This window comes from Pseudomonas sp. SCA2728.1_7, assembly GCF_018138145.1.
In the GTDB taxonomy this organism is placed as follows: domain Bacteria; phylum Pseudomonadota; class Gammaproteobacteria; order Pseudomonadales; family Pseudomonadaceae; genus Aquipseudomonas; species Aquipseudomonas koreensis_A.
In genome coordinates this window covers 5,985,468-6,005,167 of record NZ_CP073104.1, presented here as the reverse complement: position 1 = coordinate 6,005,167, position 19,700 = coordinate 5,985,468, and the positions used below count along the sequence as shown (strand labels likewise).

Genomic DNA, 19,700 nt, shown 5'->3' with positions numbered 1-19,700 from the left:
CCTTAGAGAACTGCTTTCGGGTAGGAACCCAGCACTTTGAGTGCTACTGCTTCCTGACTGATCTTTTCCAGCACACCCTTGATCAACGGATCACGGTGGTGTCCGACAAAGTCGATGAAGAACACGTAGGTCCATTTGCCGCTGCGCGACGGACGCGTTTCGATACGGGTCAGGTCGATCCCGTTGTCGTGGAACGGCACCAGCAGCTCGTGGAGCGCGCCAGGCTTGTTGCTCATCGACACGATGATCGAAGTCTTGTCGTCGCCGGTTGGCGGCACTTCCTGATTACCGATCATCAGGAAGCGCGTCGAGTTGTCCGGACGGTCTTCGATCTTCTCGGCCAGACGGGTCAGGCCGTACAGCCCTGCCGCCATGTCACCGGCGATCGCCGCCGAGTTCCACTCGCCTTTAACCCGCTTGGCCGCTTCGGCATTGCTGGAAACCGCGACGCGCTCGACATTCGGGTAATGCGCGTCCAGCCACTTGCGGCACTGAGCCAGCGACTGCGCGTGGGAGTAGATGCGACTGATGCTGTCGGTCTTGGTGTTTTCACCGACCAACAGGTGATGGTGAATACGCAGCTCGACTTCGCCACAGATCACCATGTCGTGTTCGAGGAAGCTGTCCAGCGTGTGGTTGACCGCGCCTTCGGTGGAGTTTTCCACCGGCACCACGCCAAAATTCACCGCACCAGCCGCCACTTCACGGAACACTTCGTCGATCGCCGCCATTGGCTTGCTGATCACCGCATGACCGAAGTGCTTCATGGCCGCTGCTTGAGTGAAGGTGCCTTCAGGGCCGAGGTAAGCCACTTTCAGCGGCTGCTCCAGCGCCAGGCACGACGACATGATTTCGCGGAACAACCGCGCCATCTCTTCGTTGCCCAGCGGCCCCTGATTGCGCTCCATCACGCGCTTGAGCACCTGAGCTTCGCGCTCAGGACGATAGAACACCGGCACTTCGCCTTCGGCCAGCGAGGCCATCTTTACTCGCGCGACTTCCTGGGCGCAACGCGCACGTTCACTGATCAGCTCCATGACTTTGGTGTCCAGAGCGTCAATACGAACGCGCAGTGCCTTGAGTTCTTGCTCGGACATCAGCCGTGTTCCTTCTCGAATTCAGCCATGTACGCCACCAGCGTGTTAACCGCGGTGATGTCGACGGCGTTGTAGATGGAGGCGCGCATGCCGCCCACGGAGCGGTGGCCCTTCAGATTGAGCAGGCCGCGCTCTTCGGCACCGACGAGGAACGGCTTGTCCAGACGATCGTCAGCCAGACGAAACGGCACGTTCATCCACGAGCGATCCGACTTGTTGATCGGGTTGCTGTAGAGGCCGCTGGCGTCGATGAAGTCGTACAGTGTGCGCTGCTTGACGTCATTCAGTTTGGCGATGGCTTCAACGCCGCCCTGCTCTTTCAGCCACTGGAACACCAGGCCGGACAGATACCAGGCCAGGGTCGGCGGGGTGTTGTACATCGAGCCGTTATCCGCCGCGACTTTATAGTCGAGCATGGTCGGGCACAGCGAACGTGCTTTGCCCAGCAAGTCTTCGCGGATGATGTTGACGACGATGCCGCTCGGGCCGATGTTTTTCTGCGCGCCGGCGTAGATCATGCCGAAACGCGAGATGTCGACTGGACGCGACAGAATGTCCGAAGACATGTCAGCTACCAGCGGCACGTCGCCGGTTTCCGGGATCCACTGGAATTCCAGACCGCCGATGGTTTCGTTCGGCGCGTAGTGAACGTAAGCAGCGTCTTTCGACAGCTTCCACTCGTTCTGGCCCGGAATGGCGAAATAGTCGTAAGGCTTGGCGGTGGCGGCAACGTTGACGTGACCGTAGCGCGAAGCTTCTTCGATGGCTTTCTGCGACCAGATACCGGTATCGATGTAGTCGGCCGAGCCGCCTTCAGGCAGCAGGTTCAGTGGGATCTGCGCGAATTGCTGGCTGGCGCCGCCCTGCAGAAACAGCACTTTGTAGTTCGACGGGATATTCAGCAGGTCACGCAGATCCTGCTCGGCCTGGGTGGCGATGGACACGAACTCATCGCTGCGATGGCTCATTTCCATGACCGACAGACCCTTGCCGTGCCAATCAAGGAGTTCACCCTGGGCACGTTGCAGGACAGCTTCAGGAAGCGCCGCAGGACCGGCGCAGAAGTTAAAGGCTCGCTTGCTCACATCCAATCTCGCTCTGATTTGATATCACGCATTAAATCGTATCGACCGTCGACACAGGAACAGCGATGAAACGCTTTCCAGTGTAGGAGTGAGCCTGCTCGCGATAGCGGTGTATCAGATAAACATTCGCTGACTGACACACCGCTATCGCGAGCAGGCTCACTCCTACAGGGGAATCTCCTTGCCTGACGAAATTTCACACCGGACAAATAACAAGGGGGCGAATTTTCATCCGCCCCCTCGTTTGTCCGCTTATTCTTGCGGTTCTTCGTCTGCTGCGGCGTCGAGTTGCTGGTCTTCACCGGCATCGTCGTTTACGACAGTGCCTTCGAATTCCTCGCCCTCTTCACCTTCAAGCTCTTCACCTTCGATTTCCGAAGGCTCCTGAACCCGCTCCAGCCCGACCAGGGTTTCATCCTTGGCCAGCTTGATCAGCGTGACACCTTGAGTGTTACGACCCAGGCTCGACACTTCGTCGACACGGGTACGCACCAGGGTGCCCTGATCGGAGATCAGCATTATTTCTTCACCGTCCTGCACCTGAACCGCGCCGACCAGACGACCGTTACGCTCGTTGCTGACCATGGCGATAACGCCCTGACCGCCACGCTTGTACTCAGGGAACTCGGTGATCGCCGTACGCTTGCCGTAGCCGCGCTCGGAAGCGGTGAGGATTTCGCTGCCTTCTTCCGGAATCAGCATGGAAATCAGCTTCTGCCCTTCCGGCAGACGCATACCACGCACACCGCGGGCGGTACGGCCCATGGCGCGAACTTCGGATTCCTTGAAGCGCGTCACTTTGCCGCCGTCGGAGAACAGCATGATTTCCTGCTCGCCATCGGTGATGGCGGCGGAGATCAGGATGTCGCCTTCGTCCAGTTCCAGCGCGATCAGACCGACGCTGCGCTGACGGCTGAAGGCCACCAGCGGAGTCTTCTTCACAGTACCGTTGGCGGTCGACATGAAGATGAACGGTGCTTTCTTGCGGTCGGCAGCCTTGATGCGAGCGCGACGCTCTTCATCAGTCTCGTTGCTGTTTTCGATCTCTTCTACATCAGCCTCGGCGCCTTCGGCTTCTTCTTCATCAGCCTGACGCTTCATGGCTTCGAGATCGACCGGCAGCATGGTGGTGATGTACTCGCCTTCGCTCAATGGCAGAAGGTTGACCAGCGGACGACCACGGGCGGCGCGGGACGCTTCCGGGATCTCGTAGGTCTTCAGCCAGTAAACCTTGCCTTTGCTGGAGAACAGCAGCAGCGTGGTGTGGCTGTTGGCAACCAGCAGGTGAGCAATGTAATCCTCATCCTTGACGCCGGTGGCCGACTTGCCTTTACCGCCACGACGCTGAGCCTGGTACGCAGCCAATGGCTGGGTCTTGGCATAGCCACCGTGGGAAATGGTCACGACGCGCTCTTCTTCCGGGATCATGTCACCCAGGGTCAGGTCGAGACGGGCATCGAGAATTTCGGTGCGGCGCACGTCGCCGTATTCGGCGCGGATCACTTCCAGCTCTTCGCGGATCACTTCCATCAGGCGCACAGCGCTGTTGAGGATGCGGATCAGCTCGCCGATCTGGTTGAGGATCTCTTGATACTCGGCCAGCAGTTTTTCGTGCTCCAGACCGGTCAGACGGTGCAGACGCAGTTCCAGAATGGCTTGCGCCTGTTCTGGCGACAGGAAGTACTTGCCCTCGCGCAGACCGTATTGCGGATCGAGGTTTTCCGGACGGCACGAATCGGCACCGGCACGTTCAACCATCGCGACCACGGCCGAGGATTCCCACGGCGTGCTGATCAGCGCTTCTTTCGCTTCCGACGGTGTCGGCGAGGCCTTGATCAGGGCAATCACCGGGTCGATGTTCGACAGGGCAACGGCCTGGCCTTCGAGGATGTGGCCACGCTCACGCGCCTTGCGCAGTTCGAACACGGTGCGACGGGTAACGACTTCGCGACGGTGACGGACGAAGGCTTCCAGCAGATCCTTGAGGTTCAGGATGCGTGGGCGGCCATCGATCAGCGCAACGATGTTGATGCCGAAAACCGATTGCAGCTGGGTCTGGGCGTAGAGATTGTTGAGGATCACCTCAGGCACTTCGCCGCGACGCAGTTCGATCACGACGCGCATACCGTCCTTGTCGGACTCGTCGCGCAGTTCGGTGATGCCTTCCAGCTTTTTCTCTTTGACCAGCTCGGCGATCTTCTCGATCAGACGCGCCTTGTTCAGCTGGTAAGGGAGTTCGGTGATGACGATCTGCTGACGACCACCGACCTTGTCGATGTCTTCAATGATCGAACGGGCGCGCATGTAAATACGCCCGCGACCGGTGCGGTAGGCTTCGATGATGCCGGCGCGACCGTTGATGATCGCAGCGGTCGGGAAGTCCGGACCGGGGATGTATTGCATCAGTTCATCGACGGTCAGCTCAGGGTTGTCGATGAGTGCCAAGCAACCGTCGATGACTTCACCGAGGTTGTGCGGCGGAATGTTGGTCGCCATGCCCACGGCGATACCGCTGGAACCGTTGACCAGCAGGTTGGGAATACGGGTCGGCATGACCGCCGGGATCATTTCGGTGCCGTCGTAGTTCGGCACCCAGTCCACGGTTTCTTTGTGCAGGTCAGCCAGCAGTTCGTGCGCCAGCTTGGTCATGCGCACTTCGGTGTATCGCATGGCCGCAGCGTTGTCGCCGTCGACCGAACCGAAGTTGCCCTGACCGTCTACCAGCAGGTAGCGCAGGGAGAAAGGCTGAGCCATACGAACGATGGTGTCGTACACCGCGGTATCACCGTGCGGGTGATACTTACCGATCACGTCGCCGACAACACGGGCAGATTTCTTGTACGGCTTGTTGAAGTCGTTGCCCAGCTCGCTCATCGCGAACAGTACGCGACGGTGCACGGGCTTGAGGCCATCGCGCGCATCCGGCAGTGCACGGCCGACGATCACGCTCATCGCGTAGTCGAGGTAGGACTGTTTCAGCTCGTCTTCGATATTGACCGGGAGGATTTCTTTGGCCAGTTCGCCCATGAGAAGCCTGATTCCTTTTTCTGGTGAAACTTCGTCATATCCATATGGGACCAACGAAGCTCGTCGAGGCAGGCCGAGTGCCATGCGCCGACTTACGACAAATCAACAATCTGAAGAGTGGATTTGCGCAGTAAAGACAGCTCCGTGGAGCTGCCTCGGAAAACGCCGGATGTTATCACAAAGGCCGCCACGCACCTATCCCCCTGATGCGCATGGAGCATAGTTAGTTGACCGGTGACAGGCTTAACGGGGACGAGAGAGGCTCAGAGCTTCTTTGAATGCAGAATTCAGGCTTGGTTTGGGGATGTTTATTGACATTTAGGGCCCCTTCGCGAGCAGGCTCGCTCCCACATTGTTCTGTGGTGATCACAAAACCTGTGGGAGCGAGCCTGCTCGCGAAGAAGACAACGCAGACATCAAGCCAATCAGTGCAGGCGCTTGCGGCACATCAACTGGGCCATTTTCGCGGTATCCGGGCGCTCGACGATGCCCTTTTCGGTGACGATCGCATCGATCAGGTCCGCCGGGGTCACGTCAAACACCGGGTTGAACGCTTCAACGTCCGCGCCTACACGCTTGCCGCCAACTTCCAGCAACTCGGCACCATCACGTTCTTCGATCGGGATGTCGTCACCGCTGGCCAGATTCATGTCAATGGTCGAACTCGGCGCCACGACCATGAAGCGCACACCGTGGTGCATGGCGTTGACCGCCAGTTGATAGGTGCCGATCTTGTTGGCCACGTCGCCGTTGGCGGTGATGCGGTCCGCACCAACGATCACCCAGGTCACGCCTTTGGTTTTCATGATGTGCGCGGCGGCGGAGTCGGCATTCAGCGTCACCGGGATGCCTTCATTGGCCAGCTCCCACGCAGTCAGGCGCGAGCCCTGCAGCCATGGACGGGTTTCGTCGGCGTACACACGCTCGACCATGCCTTCCAGATAAGCCGCACGAATCACCCCCAGCGCCGTGCCGAAACCGCCAGTGGCCAGCGCGCCAGTATTGCAGTGGGTCAGAATCGCCTGGGCATTGCCCTGGTGCTTGCGAATCAGATCAACGCCGAGTTGCGCCATGGTCAGGTTGGCTTCGCGGTCGCTTTCGTGAATGGCGATGGCTTCGGCTTCGAGCGCCGCCAGCGGATCGGCGTTTTCCTTCAGGCGGTCGAGGCGATCGTGCATGCGCCCCAGGGCCCAGAAAAGATTGACCGCGGTCGGACGAGAATCCGCCAGCAAAGCGAAATCCTCTTCCAGCGCCGCATACCAGTCGCCGCCCTCAGCGATCCGCGCACGCGCTGCGAGGACGATGCCATAAGCCGCACTGATGCCAATGGCCGGCGCACCGCGCACCACCATCGAGCGAATCGCTTCAGCCACGCCCGCGGCGCTGGTGTAGGCAATCCAGGTTTCCTCGAACGGCAAAATACGCTGATCCAGCAGGTGCAGCGCGCCGTCACGCCAATCGATGGCCTTCACTTTTTCCGCAGCCAACAGTCGATCGCGCATCCTACACCCCGCACTCATGAACAAAAGCCGCCGATTATAGCGATCCCCCCGCGAAGACGCTCGGGTATACTTCGCCATCCTTTACAAAAGCACTGGAACCGACCCTCGATGCCGAAACCTGCCATTGCGCTCGACTTATTATTGCTGCCGACCTGGCTGGTACCCGTCGAACCTGCAGGCGTTGTGCTCAAGGAGCACGGCCTGGGCATCCGCGACGGTCGCATCGTGTTTATCGGCCCGCGCGCCGAAGCATTGAAGTGTAACGCCACGGAAATCCGCGAACTGCCGGACGTGCTGCTCGCTCCGGGCCTGATCAATGCCCACGGCCACGCGGCGATGACGCTGTTCCGCGGTCTGGCCGATGATCTGCCGCTGATGACCTGGCTGGAAAACCACATCTGGCCGGCCGAAGCGAAATGGGTCGATGAAGAATTCGTCCGCGACGGCACCGATCTGGCCATCGCCGAGCAGATCAAGGGCGGCATCACTTGTTTCTCGGACATGTATTTCTTTCCGAAATTCGCCAGCGAACGCGTGCATAACAGCGGCATTCGCGCGCAAATCGCGATTCCGATCCTTGATTTCCCGATTCCGGGCGCCAGCAGTGCAGATGAAGCCATTCGTCAGGGCGTCGAGTTGTTCGGCGATCTCAAGCACCATGAACGGATCAAGATCACTTTCGGCCCTCATGCACCGTACACCGTCGGCGACGAAAACCTGGAGAAAATCCGCGTGATTGCCGAGGAACTGGACGCCTCGATCCACATGCACGTGCACGAAACCGCTTTCGAAGTTCAGCAGTCACTGGAGCAGCGCGGCGAACGTCCGCTCGCTCGCCTCGGCCGTCTCGGTCTGCTGGGCCCGCGCTTCCAGGCCGTGCACATGACCCAGATCAGCGAGGATGACCTGGCGTTGCTGGTAGAAAGCAACACCAGCGTGATCCATTGCCCGGAATCCAACCTGAAACTCGCCAGCGGCTTCTGCCCGGTCGAGCGTTTGTGGCAGGCTGGGGTAAATGTCGCGGTCGGCACCGATGGCGCCGCCAGCAATAACGATCTCGATCTGCTCGGCGAAACCCGCACCGCCGCCCTGCTGGCCAAAGCCGTCGCCGGCTCCGCCACCGCGCTGGACGCCCATCGGGCGCTGCGCATGGCCACCCTGAATGGCGCGCGCGCACTGGGAATCGAAGCACAGGTTGGCTCGCTGGAAATCGGCAAAGCCGCCGACATCGTCGCTTTCGACCTGTCCGGCCTGGCGCAGCAACCGGTGTACGACCCGGTTTCGCAACTTATATATGCCACCGGTCGCGATTGCGTGAAACACCTGTGGGTCGCCGGCAAACAACTGCTCGACGACCGCCGCCTGACGCGACTGGATGAAGAACAGCTGGGCGTCACCGCCCGGGCCTGGGGCCAGCGCATCAGCGGCCACACCGAATCGTAAACACCCCGGCGCGAACGCCAGGGCTACAGCCTTTTTCAAGTTTCAGAGGATTTAACATGAGTAATGTCGACCACGCCGAAATCGCCAAATTCGAAGCCCTGGCCCATCGCTGGTGGGACCGCGAAAGCGAATTCAAACCGCTGCACGACATCAACCCGCTGCGGGTCAACTGGATTGACGAGCGGGTTAATCTGGCCGGCAAGAAAGTCCTCGACGTCGGTTGCGGCGGCGGCATCCTCAGCGAAGCCATGGCCCAGCGTGGCGCCACCGTGATGGGCATCGACATGGGCGAAGCGCCACTGGCGGTCGCGCAATTGCATCAGCTGGAATCCGGCGTCAGCGTCGAATACCGCCAGATCACCGCCGAAGCCCTGGCCGAAGAAATGCCTGAGCAGTTCGACGTGGTCACTTGCCTGGAAATGCTCGAGCACGTGCCTGATCCGTCGTCGGTGATTCGCGCCTGCTTCCGCATGGTCAAGCCCGGTGGCCAGGTGTTCTTCTCGACCATCAACCGCAACCCGAAGGCGTACCTGTTCGCCATCATCGGCGCCGAATACATCATGAAGCTGCTGCCGCGCGGCACTCACGACTTCAAGAAATTCATCCGCCCGTCCGAGCTCGGTGCCTGGAGCCGCATGGCCGGCCTGACCGTCAAGGACATCATCGGCCTGACCTACAACCCGCTGACCAAGCACTACAAGCTGGCCAACGACGTTGACGTCAACTACATGATCCAGACCCTGCGCGAGGAGTAAGCCGATGGCCATCAGAGCAGTTCTCTTCGACATGGACGGCACCTTGCTCGACACGGCGCCGGACTTCATTGCCATCTGCCAGGCGATGCGCGCCGATCGTGGCTTGCCGCCGATCAACGACAAGCACATCCGCGACGAGATCTCCGGCGGCGCCAAGGCCATGGTTGCGGTGACGTTCTCGATGGACCCCGAGTCGCCGGGCTTCGAAGAACTGCGTCTGGAGTTCCTCGAGCGCTATCTGGTCGGTTGCGCGGTGCACAGCAAGCTGTTCGACGGTATGGGTGAACTGCTCGCCGACATCGAAAAGGCCAATTTGATCTGGGGCGTGGTCACCAACAAGCCGCTGCGCTTTGCCGAGCCGATCATGCAACAACTGGGGCTGGCCGAGCGTTCGGCACTGCTGATCTGCCCGGATCACGTGAAAAACAGCAAGCCGGATCCGGAGCCGTTGATCCTTGCATGCAAGATGCTTGATCTGGATCCATCGACGGTGCTGTTTGTCGGCGATGATCTGCGCGATATCGAATCGGGGCGCGATGCCGGTACGAAAACGGCAGCGGTGACGTTCGGCTACATCCACCCGGACGACAACCCACGTCATTGGGGTGCGGACGTGGTGGTGGATCATCCGTCGGAGTTGCGCAAGGTGCTCGATAGCGCGCTTTGCAGCTGCTGAGACCTGACGCAGAGCGTCACTGGCTGCATTCCCACGCAGAGCGTGGGAACGATCTGACTTGATGAGGTTTTTATGTTTGATTACTCCGCTCGTCCCGAATTGCTCAAGGATCGGGTCATTCTGGTCACCGGTGCCGGTCGTGGCATTGGTGCGGCTGCGGCGAAAACCTACGCCGCTCATGGCGCTACGGTATTGCTGCTGGGCAAGACCGAAGCCAATCTGACCCAGGTCTACGACGAAATCGAAGCGGCAGGCCATCCGCAACCGGCGGTGATTCCGTTCAACCTCGAAACCGCCCTGCCTCATCAGTACGATGAACTGGCAGCGATGATCGAAGCCGAATTCGGCCACCTCGACGGTTTGCTGCACAACGCTTCGATCATCGGCCCACGCACGCCGATCGAGCAGTTGTCCGGCGAAAACTTCATGCGCGTCATGCAGGTCAACGTCAACGCCATGTTCATGCTGACCAGCACCCTGCTGCCGCTGCTCAAGCTGTCACAGGATGCATCGGTGGTGTTCACTTCCAGCAGCGTCGGCCGCAAGGGTCGGGCGTACTGGGGCGCCTATGGCGTGTCGAAGTTCGCCACCGAAGGTCTGATGCAAACCCTGGCCGATGAAGTCGACGGTGTGGCGCCAGTACGCTCCAACAGCATCAACCCGGGCGGCACCCGCACAAGCATGCGTGCGCAAGCCTATCCGGGCGAAAACCCACTGAACAATCCGACACCGGAAGAAATCATGCCGGTTTACCTGTACCTGATGGGCCCTGACAGCACCGGCATCAACGGTCAGGCGTTCAACGCGCAATAACTGCCATACGTCGCATTTGTTGCCGCGGCAGATTCCTGTCGCGGCATGCATTTGCCGCCCGAGAGCGTCACAATCCAGTCAATTTTCCAGCACCTACCTCACACCTTCAAAGCCAAGCCATTGATTACAAACGGTTTAAATAAAACCGAACTGAATGGCACGACTTTCGCTCTAATCTCCCTCAAAGCAAGCCGCGTGAAGGCAATGGGGCGAAGCCGATTTCGATAGCTGACTAATCGTCATCCGGCAGACTAGACTTACGCCAAACGTCCTACGGGACTGATGGATCAGTATGACGCGCAGCCCATAGCCGCTCTCACCCAGCCTGTAAGACGGACTTACCGCTAAGGGTTCACGCCATATGAAATCACCCTCCCAGACCAATGCAATTGACTTTGACAGTGCCAAATTGCAACGCCTGGGCTTTGGTCAACTGCCTCCCCTTCTGGAGCGACCGGCCAGCCTGGCGCAACTGCGCCAGCAAATGAGCCTGCAACTGCAGACCAGCCTTGAGCCGCAACGCATCCTCGGTCTGTTTTTCCGCGAAGTTCAGCGCCTCGTGCCGCTGGACGCGCTCAGTTATGTGCACCAGGGCAGTGATTTGCGCCTGGAGTTCGGTACTCGCGGCCACCACTCGATCAGCTATAGCCTGAGCCACGAAGGCGAGCACATGGGCGAACTGATATTCCGCCGCAACCAGCGCTTCAACGAACTGGATCAGGGCAACCTTGAATCGCTGTTGTCGTCGCTGCTGTACCCGATGCGCAATGCCCTGCTCTACCGCGCTGCCACGCAGAGCGCCCTGCGTGATCCGCTGACCGGCGCCGGCAACCGCATCGCCATGGAGCAGACCTTGCAGCGCGAGATCGACATGTCGCGTCGGCATGTGCAGCCGCTCTCGGTGTTGATGCTCGACATCGATCACTTCAAACGGGTCAACGACAGCCATGGCCACAGCGCCGGCGATGACGTACTTAAAGCCATCGCCGCGACCATCAAGGCGCAACTGCGCAACGTCGACATGGTGTTTCGTTACGGTGGCGAAGAGTTTCTGGTGCTGCTGTCCAATACCAGCCGGGATGCGGCCGCAATGGTCGGCGAACGGCTGCGTTATGCGACGCAGGCAGCGGAATACTATGCGGACGGGCAGTTGATCGAATTGACTGTAAGCCTGGGATGTTCGACGTTGTTACCGGGCGAATCGGCTGACAGCTTGCTGCGCCGCGCTGACAGTGCGCTGTATGTGGCCAAACGTGAAGGTCGCAACCGGTTGGCCATGGCCGGCTAAGGCTTTCCAGCCAATACAAAACAGTGTGGGAGCGAGCCTGCTCGCGAAAGCAATCTGACATTCAACCATGAGTTGACTGACGGACCGCCTTCGCGAGCAGGCTCGCTCCCACATTGGTTTTGCGTTAAGCCGAAATCAGCTCTCGACTACCGCCCTGCGCTCTCGGTTGACCAACAAGCGCTCCGACGTTTCCAGTTGCATGCAACGCTCCAGAAACAGATACATGTAGTCGTAGCTCTTGCACACCGCCTGACGCAACTCGGTCTGCAAGGCCTTGCTCGGGTTCATCCCGGCCAGGGTACAGATGATTTCCAGCGCTTCCCAAGGGTGGGCATCGTCATACTGGGCATGCATCTTCAGCCACTTCATCGCGCGCTTGCGATCCTCTTCGGGAAACGCTGCGGCATATACGCCGGTGGAGCAAACCAGCGCCGACCACTCCCCGGTCGCGCCTTCGATGGCATAGTTGGTGGCGGCAATGGCCACGATCAGCGAGTCGGCAGAACTGGTGTGCCAGCACCAATGACTCAAGGCATGCAGTTCGGGCGGCACATGCTGGGCCTGAAGGTCTTCCAGGCTGACGCCATGGGAACGACTCCAATGCACCCAGTAATCGGCGTGATTGAGTTCAACGCGGATATTGCGCATCAGCCAGCGCCGCGCCATGTCTTCGCCCGGGTGACGGGCAAATCTGGTTTTGGTGAGATTCTGCGCCATGTACAACGCGAACTGCTCAACCACCGGCCAGCCCCCGATCAGGTACTGACGCATGGTTCTGGCGCTGAGCTTGTTATCACGCATGCGCAGGTAAAGTTCATGTTCGACAACCCGGCGCTTGCTCTCGCTGCAATCCTGTATGAGCTGTTGCGCCCAGGCTGGATAACTTGCAGCTTCCATGAGTGGTCCGGTTCGGTTGAATGTGTCGATCACTGTTCGGCTCCTTTTGATTTGTGATTGTAAGGATCGGCGAGAGACTTCAACGGAACGTGCCAGGCGCTTTGAATAACAGCGGTTGCGGTCTGGCGGGCCGACTTTGCAAACTGTCACAGGTAAACAACTGTGGGCGTTCTATAACATAACCCTGAGCGTAATCCACACCAATTTCAAGCAGTGCCTGCTCGATCTGGGTTGTTTCAACAAACTCGGCAATTGTCTGCTTACCCATGACATGCCCGATGTGATTGATCACTTCGACCATTGCGCGGTTAATCGGGTCGTCCAGCATATCCTTTACGAAACTCCCGTCGATCTTCAGGAAGTCTACAGGCAAATGTTTCAGATAAGCGAATGAAGACATTCCGGCGCAAAAGTCATCTAACGAAAAGTAGCAACCTAAGCCTTTGAGTTCATTAATAAATCTTATTGCACTGCCGAGATTTGCAATTGCACTGGTTTCTGTAATTTCAAAACAAATCATTTCAGGCGGTATTGCGTAGTTAACAAACTGCTCGCGCAGAAAGTGCAAAAACGCGTCATCTCCTATAGTAATGCCTGACAGATTAATCGCACACATTGCTAAAGGCTCTTGATGTTCTTGCGCAATACATTGAGCAATAACCTTGAATACGTTCTGAACTACCCAACGATCCAGTTGACTCATCAAACCATAACGCTCGGCAGCAGGAATGAAACTGTCCGGCAGAATCATCCGCCCGGCTTCATCATGCAGTCGCAGCAGAATCTCGATGTGCCCACCCTTGTTGTCGCCCGGCTTGAGCGGGGCGATTTCCTGGGCGTACAGACAAAAGCGGTCTTCTTCCAGCGCCATGTGCAGACGTTGCACCCAAGCCATTTCACCAAAGCGCAGCGACAGCTCGGAATCGTCGGCGTGGTAGACCTGCACCCGGTTGCGGCCCTTCTCCTTGGCCATGTAACAGGCCATATCGGCGGCGCGTAATGAGGATTCAAGGGTGGTCGGGGTCTGCGTGATATGCACCAGACCAATGCTCACCGTGGTCAGGAACGGCCGCCCCTTCCAGACAAAATGCAGATTCTGCACAGTCTGGCGCAGCGCCTCGGCAATCTTCTCCGCCGCGTCCGGCGCGCAGTTCTCCAGCAGAATGCCGAACTCATCGCCGCCAAGTCGTGCCAGCGTATCGCCCTCGCGCAGCCCCGATTGCAACAGCGTACAAATGTGCCGCAACAACTCATCACCGGCGGCGTGACCACAGGTGTCGTTGACCAGTTTGAATTGATCGAGGTCGAGGAACATCAGCGCATGCCGAGCGGAATGGCGCGTGAGGTTGTGCAGTGCCTGCTCCAGCCGGTATTCGAACTCGCGACGATTGGCCAGCCCGGTCAGCGCATCATGGGTCGCCTGCCACGACAGATTGGCGATGTATTGCCGCTCCTGAGTCATGTCGTGCAATACCAGCACCGTGCCGCTGACCTTGCCGGCATTGCGGATCGGCGCGCCGACCAGCGTCACCGACAATGTCGTGCCATCCAGGCGCTGGATCAGTTTCGAATGCTCGCTGCCGCCACTGAGCTGGCCGCTGAGAATGTGCTCGATCAGCGTCAGGCCTTCAGCCTGAGCGTTGTCGTCGAGCAAATTGAACAGCGCGGCCAGCGGCAGGCCGGCCGCCTGCTCAGCCTTCCAGTGGGTCATGGCTTCGGCGGCCGGGTTCATGTAATCAATGGCGCCGCTGACATCGGTGGTGATGACGCCATCACCGATCGAATGCAGCGTGACGTGCGCCCGATCCTTCTCCAGTTGCAGCGCCTCGGCAAAAGCGTGGCGCTGTTTGAGCAATTTGTGTGTGCGCCACAAGGCCAGCACGATCAGCCCAAGTGCCGTGGCCAGGTTGGTGAACAGCAGCAGACGCATGATCATCCGCGAGCCTTCGCCCAAAGCATCGCTGAAGGCTTTCGCGGCCGGCGTCACACCATCGTTGATAGCGAAAATCCGCGCCTTCCAGCGCTGGACATCGGCACTGTTGGCGGTGTTCTGCGAGATGCTGCGGTGCATCTCCTGCGCTACGTCATCCAGTTCGACCAGATAGGCGTCACCGACCGTCCAACGATCAATGGCAGTTTCCAGATAACTGAAATGGCGGAAGTTGAGGTACAGCCAGATCAGGCTGGAGACGTCATCCGGGTGGTTGCCGCCCTTGAGAATACCTTCACGCGCTGCGGTCAGATCCGGCGGCTGATGATCCAGCGCCAGACGCAACTGATGCCCGCCCTGTGGCACGGCAATCGCGTTGCGGTATTTGAGGAGAATTGCCTCGTCGCGGCTGTCGGCGTACAGATTGAGGTAATAGATCGCGTCTTTCTGGCCTTTGGACCAAAGGCTTTCACCAGCGACATAGCCGCGAACGGCCGAGAGCACGTAAAGACTCACGCCGCCCAATAACGCTTGAAATAACACGACGGCAATAAATGGCCAGACGATGCCCAACAACCGTGGCGTTCCGAGAGTCCGCTTTTGCTTCATGAGATCCCTTGCGCAAGCACTGCCAGATGAACACCGGAAAATCCCGCTCCTGACAGCTCAGCCTAGGCTAATTTTCGCCAAGTCAAAGGGACAGCTCTGCCGTCCTCTGGGTCGATTGTGCAAATGGCTGGTCTGCTTGAGCGTTCCGGTTGATTTTACTCAATGCAATTCAAGCACTAAGCACAGAAACCGGAACGAAACTCAAGGGCGCTGGATCTGCTGCAGGTGACCATAGAGCTTGGCATACAGGCCACCGTCAGCGATCAACTGCTGATGATCGCCGTCTTCAGCGACCTGACCGCCATCGAACACCAGCACGCGATCAGCCTGTTTCACCGCCGACAGTCGGTGAGCAATGATCAGCGTGGTGCGGCCATTGAGGAAACGCGCCATGGCCTGATGCAGGTTGTATTCGGTGGCGGCGTCGAGGGCCGAAGTGGCTTCGTCGAGGATGACGACTTTCGGCTCGGCGAGGATCATCCGCGCGATGGCCAGGCGTTGCCGTTGACCGCCCGACAAGCGCACGCCGGAGCGGCCGACGATACTGTCCAGGCCATTGGGCAAAGCACGGATGGTCGCTTCGAGCTGAGCGATTTCCAGCGCCTGCCAGCAGGCTTCGTCGCTGCGAGTGCGGCCCATGGTCAGGTTGGCGCGCACGGTATCGTTGAACAGTGCCGGGTGTTGCAGCACCACGGCAACGTTTTCCCGCACCGTTTCCAGGCCGATCTCCTGCTGGGTCGAGCCGCCGAAACGGATGGTGCCGGCCAGCGGCGTGTACAGACCGAGGAGCAATTGCACCAGGGTACTTTTGCCGCCGCCGCTGGCGCCAACAATCGCGACTTTTTCACCGGGAGCAATCGACAGATTCAGTTGATCCAGCACCAGTTCATCGCCGTAGCCGAAGCTCAGGCCTTGCACCTGAATGCCGACGGTGTCACGGCCCTTGAACGGATCGACGCCGCCGGGATATTGCGGCTCATCGGCGCGCGCCAGCAGTTCGTTGATCCGCGTCAACGCCCCGCCCGCCGCGTAATAGGCGTATTGCAGATTGAGCAGTTGTTCGACCGGGCCGATCATGAACCACAGGTAACTGAACACCGCGAGCATCTGGCCGATCGACAGGTCGGAGAACAACACCGTGAGCATCGCCGCCGCGCGGAAAATATCGATGCCGAACTGAAACAACAAGCCGCTGGCGCGGTTGGAAGCGTCGGTTTTCCACTGCGAGTTGACCGCGTAATTGCGCACTTCCTGTGCGCGCAGACCGAGTCGCCCGAGAAAGAAGCCCTGACGGTTGCCGGCGCGGATTTCCTGAATCGCATCGAGGGTTTCGCTCAACGCCTGAGTGAAGCGCGAGGTGCTGTCGTTCTCGAGTTTCTTCAGGTGTTTGACCCGTTTGCCCAACTGCACCGTGGCGTAGATCACCAGCGGGTTGAACAGCAGAATCAGCAGCGCCAGCTTCCAGTGCATCCACATCAGGATGCTCGCGGTGCCAACCAGTGTGAGCATCGCCACCAGAAAGCGGCTAAGAGTTTCGCCAACGAATTTGTCGAGGGTATCCAGATCGGTGACCAAGTGCGTCGTCACCGTGCCGCTGCCGAGGCTTTCGTATTCGCCGAGGGAAATCCGCTTGAGGCGTTCGATCAAGCGCACGCGAATGCGATAGACGATGTCTTTGGCCAGCCGTGCGAACAGCCGCGACTGCAACACGCCAAAGCACAGCGAGCCACATCGCAACGTCAGGGTGACCAACAACATCAGGCCGATGTAACCCGCCGCCTGCTGCCACATCGTCGGCAGCACATGGTTCATGACTTTCAGCGCAGCATCGCCGTGGCCGAGCAGGACTTCGTCCACCAGCAACGGCAACAGCAACGGAATCGGCACGCTGCACAACGTCGCCAGCACAGCCACGCCGTTGGCGATCCACAGGGATTTTTTGTGAGTGAGTGCCAGTCGCCGGACTTCTGCCCAGCTCAGCCGGTCGACACGCTTTACGGCTGGCGTGTCATCGGCCAGGTCAGACACAGGCCGCACGCTCCAGCCATCGACCCAGTAACGGCGACAGTTCACTGAGCGGTTGATAGCCGTTGGTCAGCAGGGCCAGTTGGCCATTGCGTTCGGCGAGCAGGGTCGGGAAACCGGCGATGCCGAGATCCTGCACCCAACTGAAATCGGCCTGAGTCGCTTTATGTTGATCGGCATGATCAAACAATGCAGCGAACTCGATGCGCGGCACGCCGGCCTTCTCCGCCAATTCCACCAGCACACTGGCCTGGGTGACATCGCGACCTTCAGCGTAAAACGCCTGCTGGATCAGCCCGACCAGTGTCCACGCGCAATCCGGTGCCAGGCTGCGCGCGGTGACGATTGCGCGGCAGGCCGGCTCGGTGTCGTAGACGAAACCGTCGGGCAACGCACCGTCAAACTTGAACGGCTGGCCGGTGGCATCGGTGACCGCTTGCCAATGCTCAAGAATGTAACGACGCGTGGTCGGCTCCAGCGCCGAACCGCTACCGGTGCGTAAACCGCCAACCACCAGATGCAACTCGACCCCGGCTGCTTGCGCCTGCTCGACCAATGCCTTGGCCACCGGAGCAAATCCCCAGCACCACGAACACATCGGATCCATCACATAGAGCAGGCGCGCAGACATGGTTAAGCCTCGGTGGATGCTTGCTTGTAGTTGTAGCCGATCGGGTGCGGCATGTTGCGCGCCTTGGCCAGTTCGATCTGCTTCTGCCGATCGATGGCGCTGCGGCGGGTCTTCTCGCTCAGCTTGTCCCAGCAATGCGGGCAGCTGATGCCGGCCACATAATGCTCCGAAGCGCGATCTTCAACACTGACCGGTGTGCGGCAGGCATGACATTGATCGTAGTCGCCTTCGCTGAGGTCGTGACGCACGGTCACGCGGTTGTCGAACACGAAGCAGTCGCCCTGCCATTTGGTTTCCTCCTGCGGCACCTCTTCGAGGTACTTCAGGATGCCGCCCTTGAGGTGGTAAACCTCTTCGTAGCCTTCGCCGAGCATGTAGCTCGAGGCTTTCTCGCAGCGAATGCCACCGGTGCAGAACATCGCGACTTTCTTGTGCACGGCCGGGTTGAAGTGTTCTTTGATGTAGTCGGGGAATTCGCGAAAACTGGTGGTTTTCGGATCGATGGCACCTTCGAAGGTGCCGATCGACACTTCGTAATCGTTACGGGTGTCGATCAGCAGCACTTCGGGGTCGCTGATCAACGCGTTCCAGTCTTGCGGATCAACGTAAGTACCGACTTTTTTGTTCGGGTCGACGCCTTCGACACCGAGGGTGACGATCTCTTTCTTCAGTTTGACTTTGGTGCGATAGAACGGCTGCTCGTCGCAGTACGACTCTTTGTGATCGATGTCGATCATGCGCGGGTCGTTCTTCAGCCAGGCGAGCAGGCCGTCGATGCCTTCGCGGCTGCCGGACACCGTGCCGTTGATGCCTTCTTCGGCGATCAGCAGGGTGCCTTTGATCTGGTTGTCGACCATCGCTTGCAGCAACGGCTCGCGCAGGTCAACGTAATCTTCGAGGGTGACGAACTTATACAGTGCCGCCACGACAATCGGTTGTGTCATGGGTATTTCTCCAGGTGGCTACCCTCGCAAAGGGTGAACCGGATTCAAAAAAAAAACGCGCCGGGTGAGCGGCGCGTTGCGGATTCTAGCAAAAAACCGAAGCTTAATGCTTGCTGCCGCCGGCACAGGTCGGCGACGCCGGGGCGGCGTCGATCTCTGCCCATTCCTGCGGGGTGTAGGTGTGCAGCGCCAACGCATGGAACTCGCCCATCAGCTCGCCGAGCGTGCCGTAGACTTTCTGGTGGCGCTTGACCCGGTTCAGGCCGTCGAACTGCGCGCTGACCACCACTGCCTTGAAGTGCGTCTGTAACCCGCGACTGTGCATGTGGCTTTCATCCAGCACTTGCAGGTGCTCAGGCTGAAGCAGCGCCAGCGTCGATTCGATGCGTTGTTGCATGGTCATCACGAACTCCGCTTACTTCTTCTTGGCCGCAGGCGCTGCCGGGGTCAGCTCTTTGGTCATGTCGTCGAGCAGCTTGTTGACGACAGGTACGGCGCTTTCCAGTTTGGCCTGGGTCATCTGGGCCGATTGCTGAGTCAGCTGCGGCATTTTTTCCAGGACTTTCTTGCCCAGTGGCGACTGATAGAACGCGACCAGATCTTTCAGCTCGGATTCGCTGAAATTAGTGGTGTAGAGCTTGACCATGTCAGGCTTGAGCTTGTTCCAGCCGATGGCCTGATCCAGGGCGGCGTTGGCCTTGGCCTGGTAAGTTTCCAGTACGGCTTTCTTGGCTTCCGGGGCTTTGGTCTGTTCAAAACGCTGAGCGAACATTTGCTGCACTTGCATGTACACCGGAGTGCCCAGCTTGTCAGCGTGCGCCAGGGTCAGGAAAGCTTCGGCACTGGCGTTGTGGCTGGCGGTATCGGCAAGCACCTGGCCGCTGGCGCAAACCAGTGCAACCGCGGTGCAGATGGCACGAAGACGAGTCATCGAGTTTCCTTTTAAGCAAAGCGAGGTCAAACCCCAAGGGCGACCAT

At 59.1% G+C, this 19,700-nt stretch carries 16 protein-coding genes; 5 read left to right on the top strand and 11 right to left on the bottom strand.

Going from position 1 to position 19,700, the window contains the following annotated elements; genetic code table 11:
* Positions 1 to 2 precede the first annotated feature (2 nt).
* The 4 genes from pheA to mtnA all read right to left on the bottom strand — a co-directional run bounded on the left by pheA (position 3) and on the right by mtnA (position 6,711).
* Positions 3 to 1,097: a prephenate dehydratase gene (gene pheA, locus KBP52_RS26895; RefSeq protein ID WP_007908404.1), complete on the bottom strand. Its 1,095-nt coding sequence runs from the start codon at positions 1,095 to 1,097 to the stop codon at positions 3 to 5.
* Positions 1,097 to 2,182 carry a 3-phosphoserine/phosphohydroxythreonine transaminase gene (gene serC, locus KBP52_RS26890; protein WP_212621333.1) on the bottom strand — a complete coding sequence of 362 codons (1,086 nt, stop codon included), beginning with the start codon at positions 2,180 to 2,182 and terminating at the stop codon, positions 1,097 to 1,099. Before serC ends, pheA begins: the two co-directional genes overlap by 1 nt.
* A gap of 252 nt (positions 2,183 to 2,434) precedes the next feature.
* Positions 2,435 to 5,209, bottom strand: coding sequence for a DNA gyrase subunit A (gene gyrA, locus KBP52_RS26885; protein ID WP_212621332.1), 2,775 nt, complete (start codon positions 5,207 to 5,209; stop codon positions 2,435 to 2,437).
* Positions 5,210 to 5,634: 425 nt separating this feature from the next.
* Positions 5,635 to 6,711: an S-methyl-5-thioribose-1-phosphate isomerase gene (mtnA, locus tag KBP52_RS26880; protein WP_025113083.1), complete on the bottom strand. Its 1,077-nt coding sequence runs from the start codon at positions 6,709 to 6,711 to the stop codon at positions 5,635 to 5,637.
* Between the two features lie 108 nt (positions 6,712 to 6,819).
* Between mtnA and KBP52_RS26875 the strand changes: the two genes are divergently transcribed.
* The 5 genes from KBP52_RS26875 to KBP52_RS26855 all read left to right on the top strand — a co-directional run bounded on the left by KBP52_RS26875 (position 6,820) and on the right by KBP52_RS26855 (position 11,686).
* Positions 6,820 to 8,154, top strand: coding sequence for a TRZ/ATZ family hydrolase (locus KBP52_RS26875; RefSeq protein ID WP_212621331.1), 1,335 nt, complete (start codon positions 6,820 to 6,822; stop codon positions 8,152 to 8,154).
* 56 nt (positions 8,155 to 8,210) lie between these two features.
* Entirely contained in the window at positions 8,211 to 8,909 is a 699-nt protein-coding gene (gene ubiG, locus KBP52_RS26870) for a bifunctional 2-polyprenyl-6-hydroxyphenol methylase/3-demethylubiquinol 3-O-methyltransferase UbiG (protein ID WP_007908399.1), read from the top strand.
* Between the two features lie 4 nt (positions 8,910 to 8,913).
* Complete coding sequence (mupP, locus tag KBP52_RS26865) at positions 8,914 to 9,585, top strand: N-acetylmuramic acid 6-phosphate phosphatase MupP (RefSeq protein WP_038364376.1); 672 nt, start codon at positions 8,914 to 8,916, stop codon at positions 9,583 to 9,585.
* Between the two features lie 72 nt (positions 9,586 to 9,657).
* Positions 9,658 to 10,398: a YciK family oxidoreductase gene (locus tag KBP52_RS26860; protein WP_007908397.1), complete on the top strand. Its 741-nt coding sequence runs from the start codon at positions 9,658 to 9,660 to the stop codon at positions 10,396 to 10,398.
* 361 nt (positions 10,399 to 10,759) lie between these two features.
* Positions 10,760 to 11,686: a GGDEF domain-containing protein gene (locus tag KBP52_RS26855; protein ID WP_064391448.1), complete on the top strand. Its 927-nt coding sequence runs from the start codon at positions 10,760 to 10,762 to the stop codon at positions 11,684 to 11,686.
* 135 nt (positions 11,687 to 11,821) lie between these two features.
* Here KBP52_RS26855 and KBP52_RS26850 read toward each other — a convergent pair whose 3' ends face one another.
* From KBP52_RS26850 to KBP52_RS26820, 7 genes are all read right to left on the bottom strand, one after another.
* A complete protein-coding gene (locus KBP52_RS26850) occupies positions 11,822 to 12,616 on the bottom strand; it encodes an iron-containing redox enzyme family protein (protein ID WP_212621330.1) in 795 nt (264 codons plus the stop codon).
* A gap of 46 nt (positions 12,617 to 12,662) precedes the next feature.
* On the bottom strand, positions 12,663 to 15,122 hold the full coding sequence (locus KBP52_RS26845) for an EAL domain-containing protein (protein WP_212621329.1): 2,460 nt from the start codon (positions 15,120 to 15,122) through the stop codon (positions 12,663 to 12,665).
* A 201-nt stretch (positions 15,123 to 15,323) separates the two neighbouring features.
* A complete protein-coding gene (locus KBP52_RS26840; protein ID WP_116030485.1) occupies positions 15,324 to 17,150 on the bottom strand; it encodes an ABC transporter ATP-binding protein in 1,827 nt (608 codons plus the stop codon).
* Positions 17,143 to 17,745, bottom strand: coding sequence for a DsbA family protein (locus tag KBP52_RS26835; RefSeq protein WP_212623167.1), 603 nt, complete (start codon positions 17,743 to 17,745; stop codon positions 17,143 to 17,145). The genes KBP52_RS26840 and KBP52_RS26835 overlap by 8 nt, the downstream gene beginning before the upstream one ends.
* 35 nt (positions 17,746 to 17,780) lie before the next feature.
* On the bottom strand, positions 17,781 to 18,722 hold the full coding sequence (locus KBP52_RS26830) for a rhodanese-related sulfurtransferase (protein ID WP_116030484.1): 942 nt from the start codon (positions 18,720 to 18,722) through the stop codon (positions 17,781 to 17,783).
* 103 nt (positions 18,723 to 18,825) lie between these two features.
* Positions 18,826 to 19,125, bottom strand: a complete 300-nt coding sequence (locus KBP52_RS26825; protein ID WP_064120325.1) for a BolA family protein — start codon at positions 19,123 to 19,125, stop codon at positions 18,826 to 18,828.
* 12 nt (positions 19,126 to 19,137) lie between these two features.
* A complete protein-coding gene (locus KBP52_RS26820; RefSeq protein WP_116030483.1) occupies positions 19,138 to 19,653 on the bottom strand; it encodes a DUF2059 domain-containing protein in 516 nt (171 codons plus the stop codon).
* Positions 19,654 to 19,700: the final 47 nt, after the last annotated feature.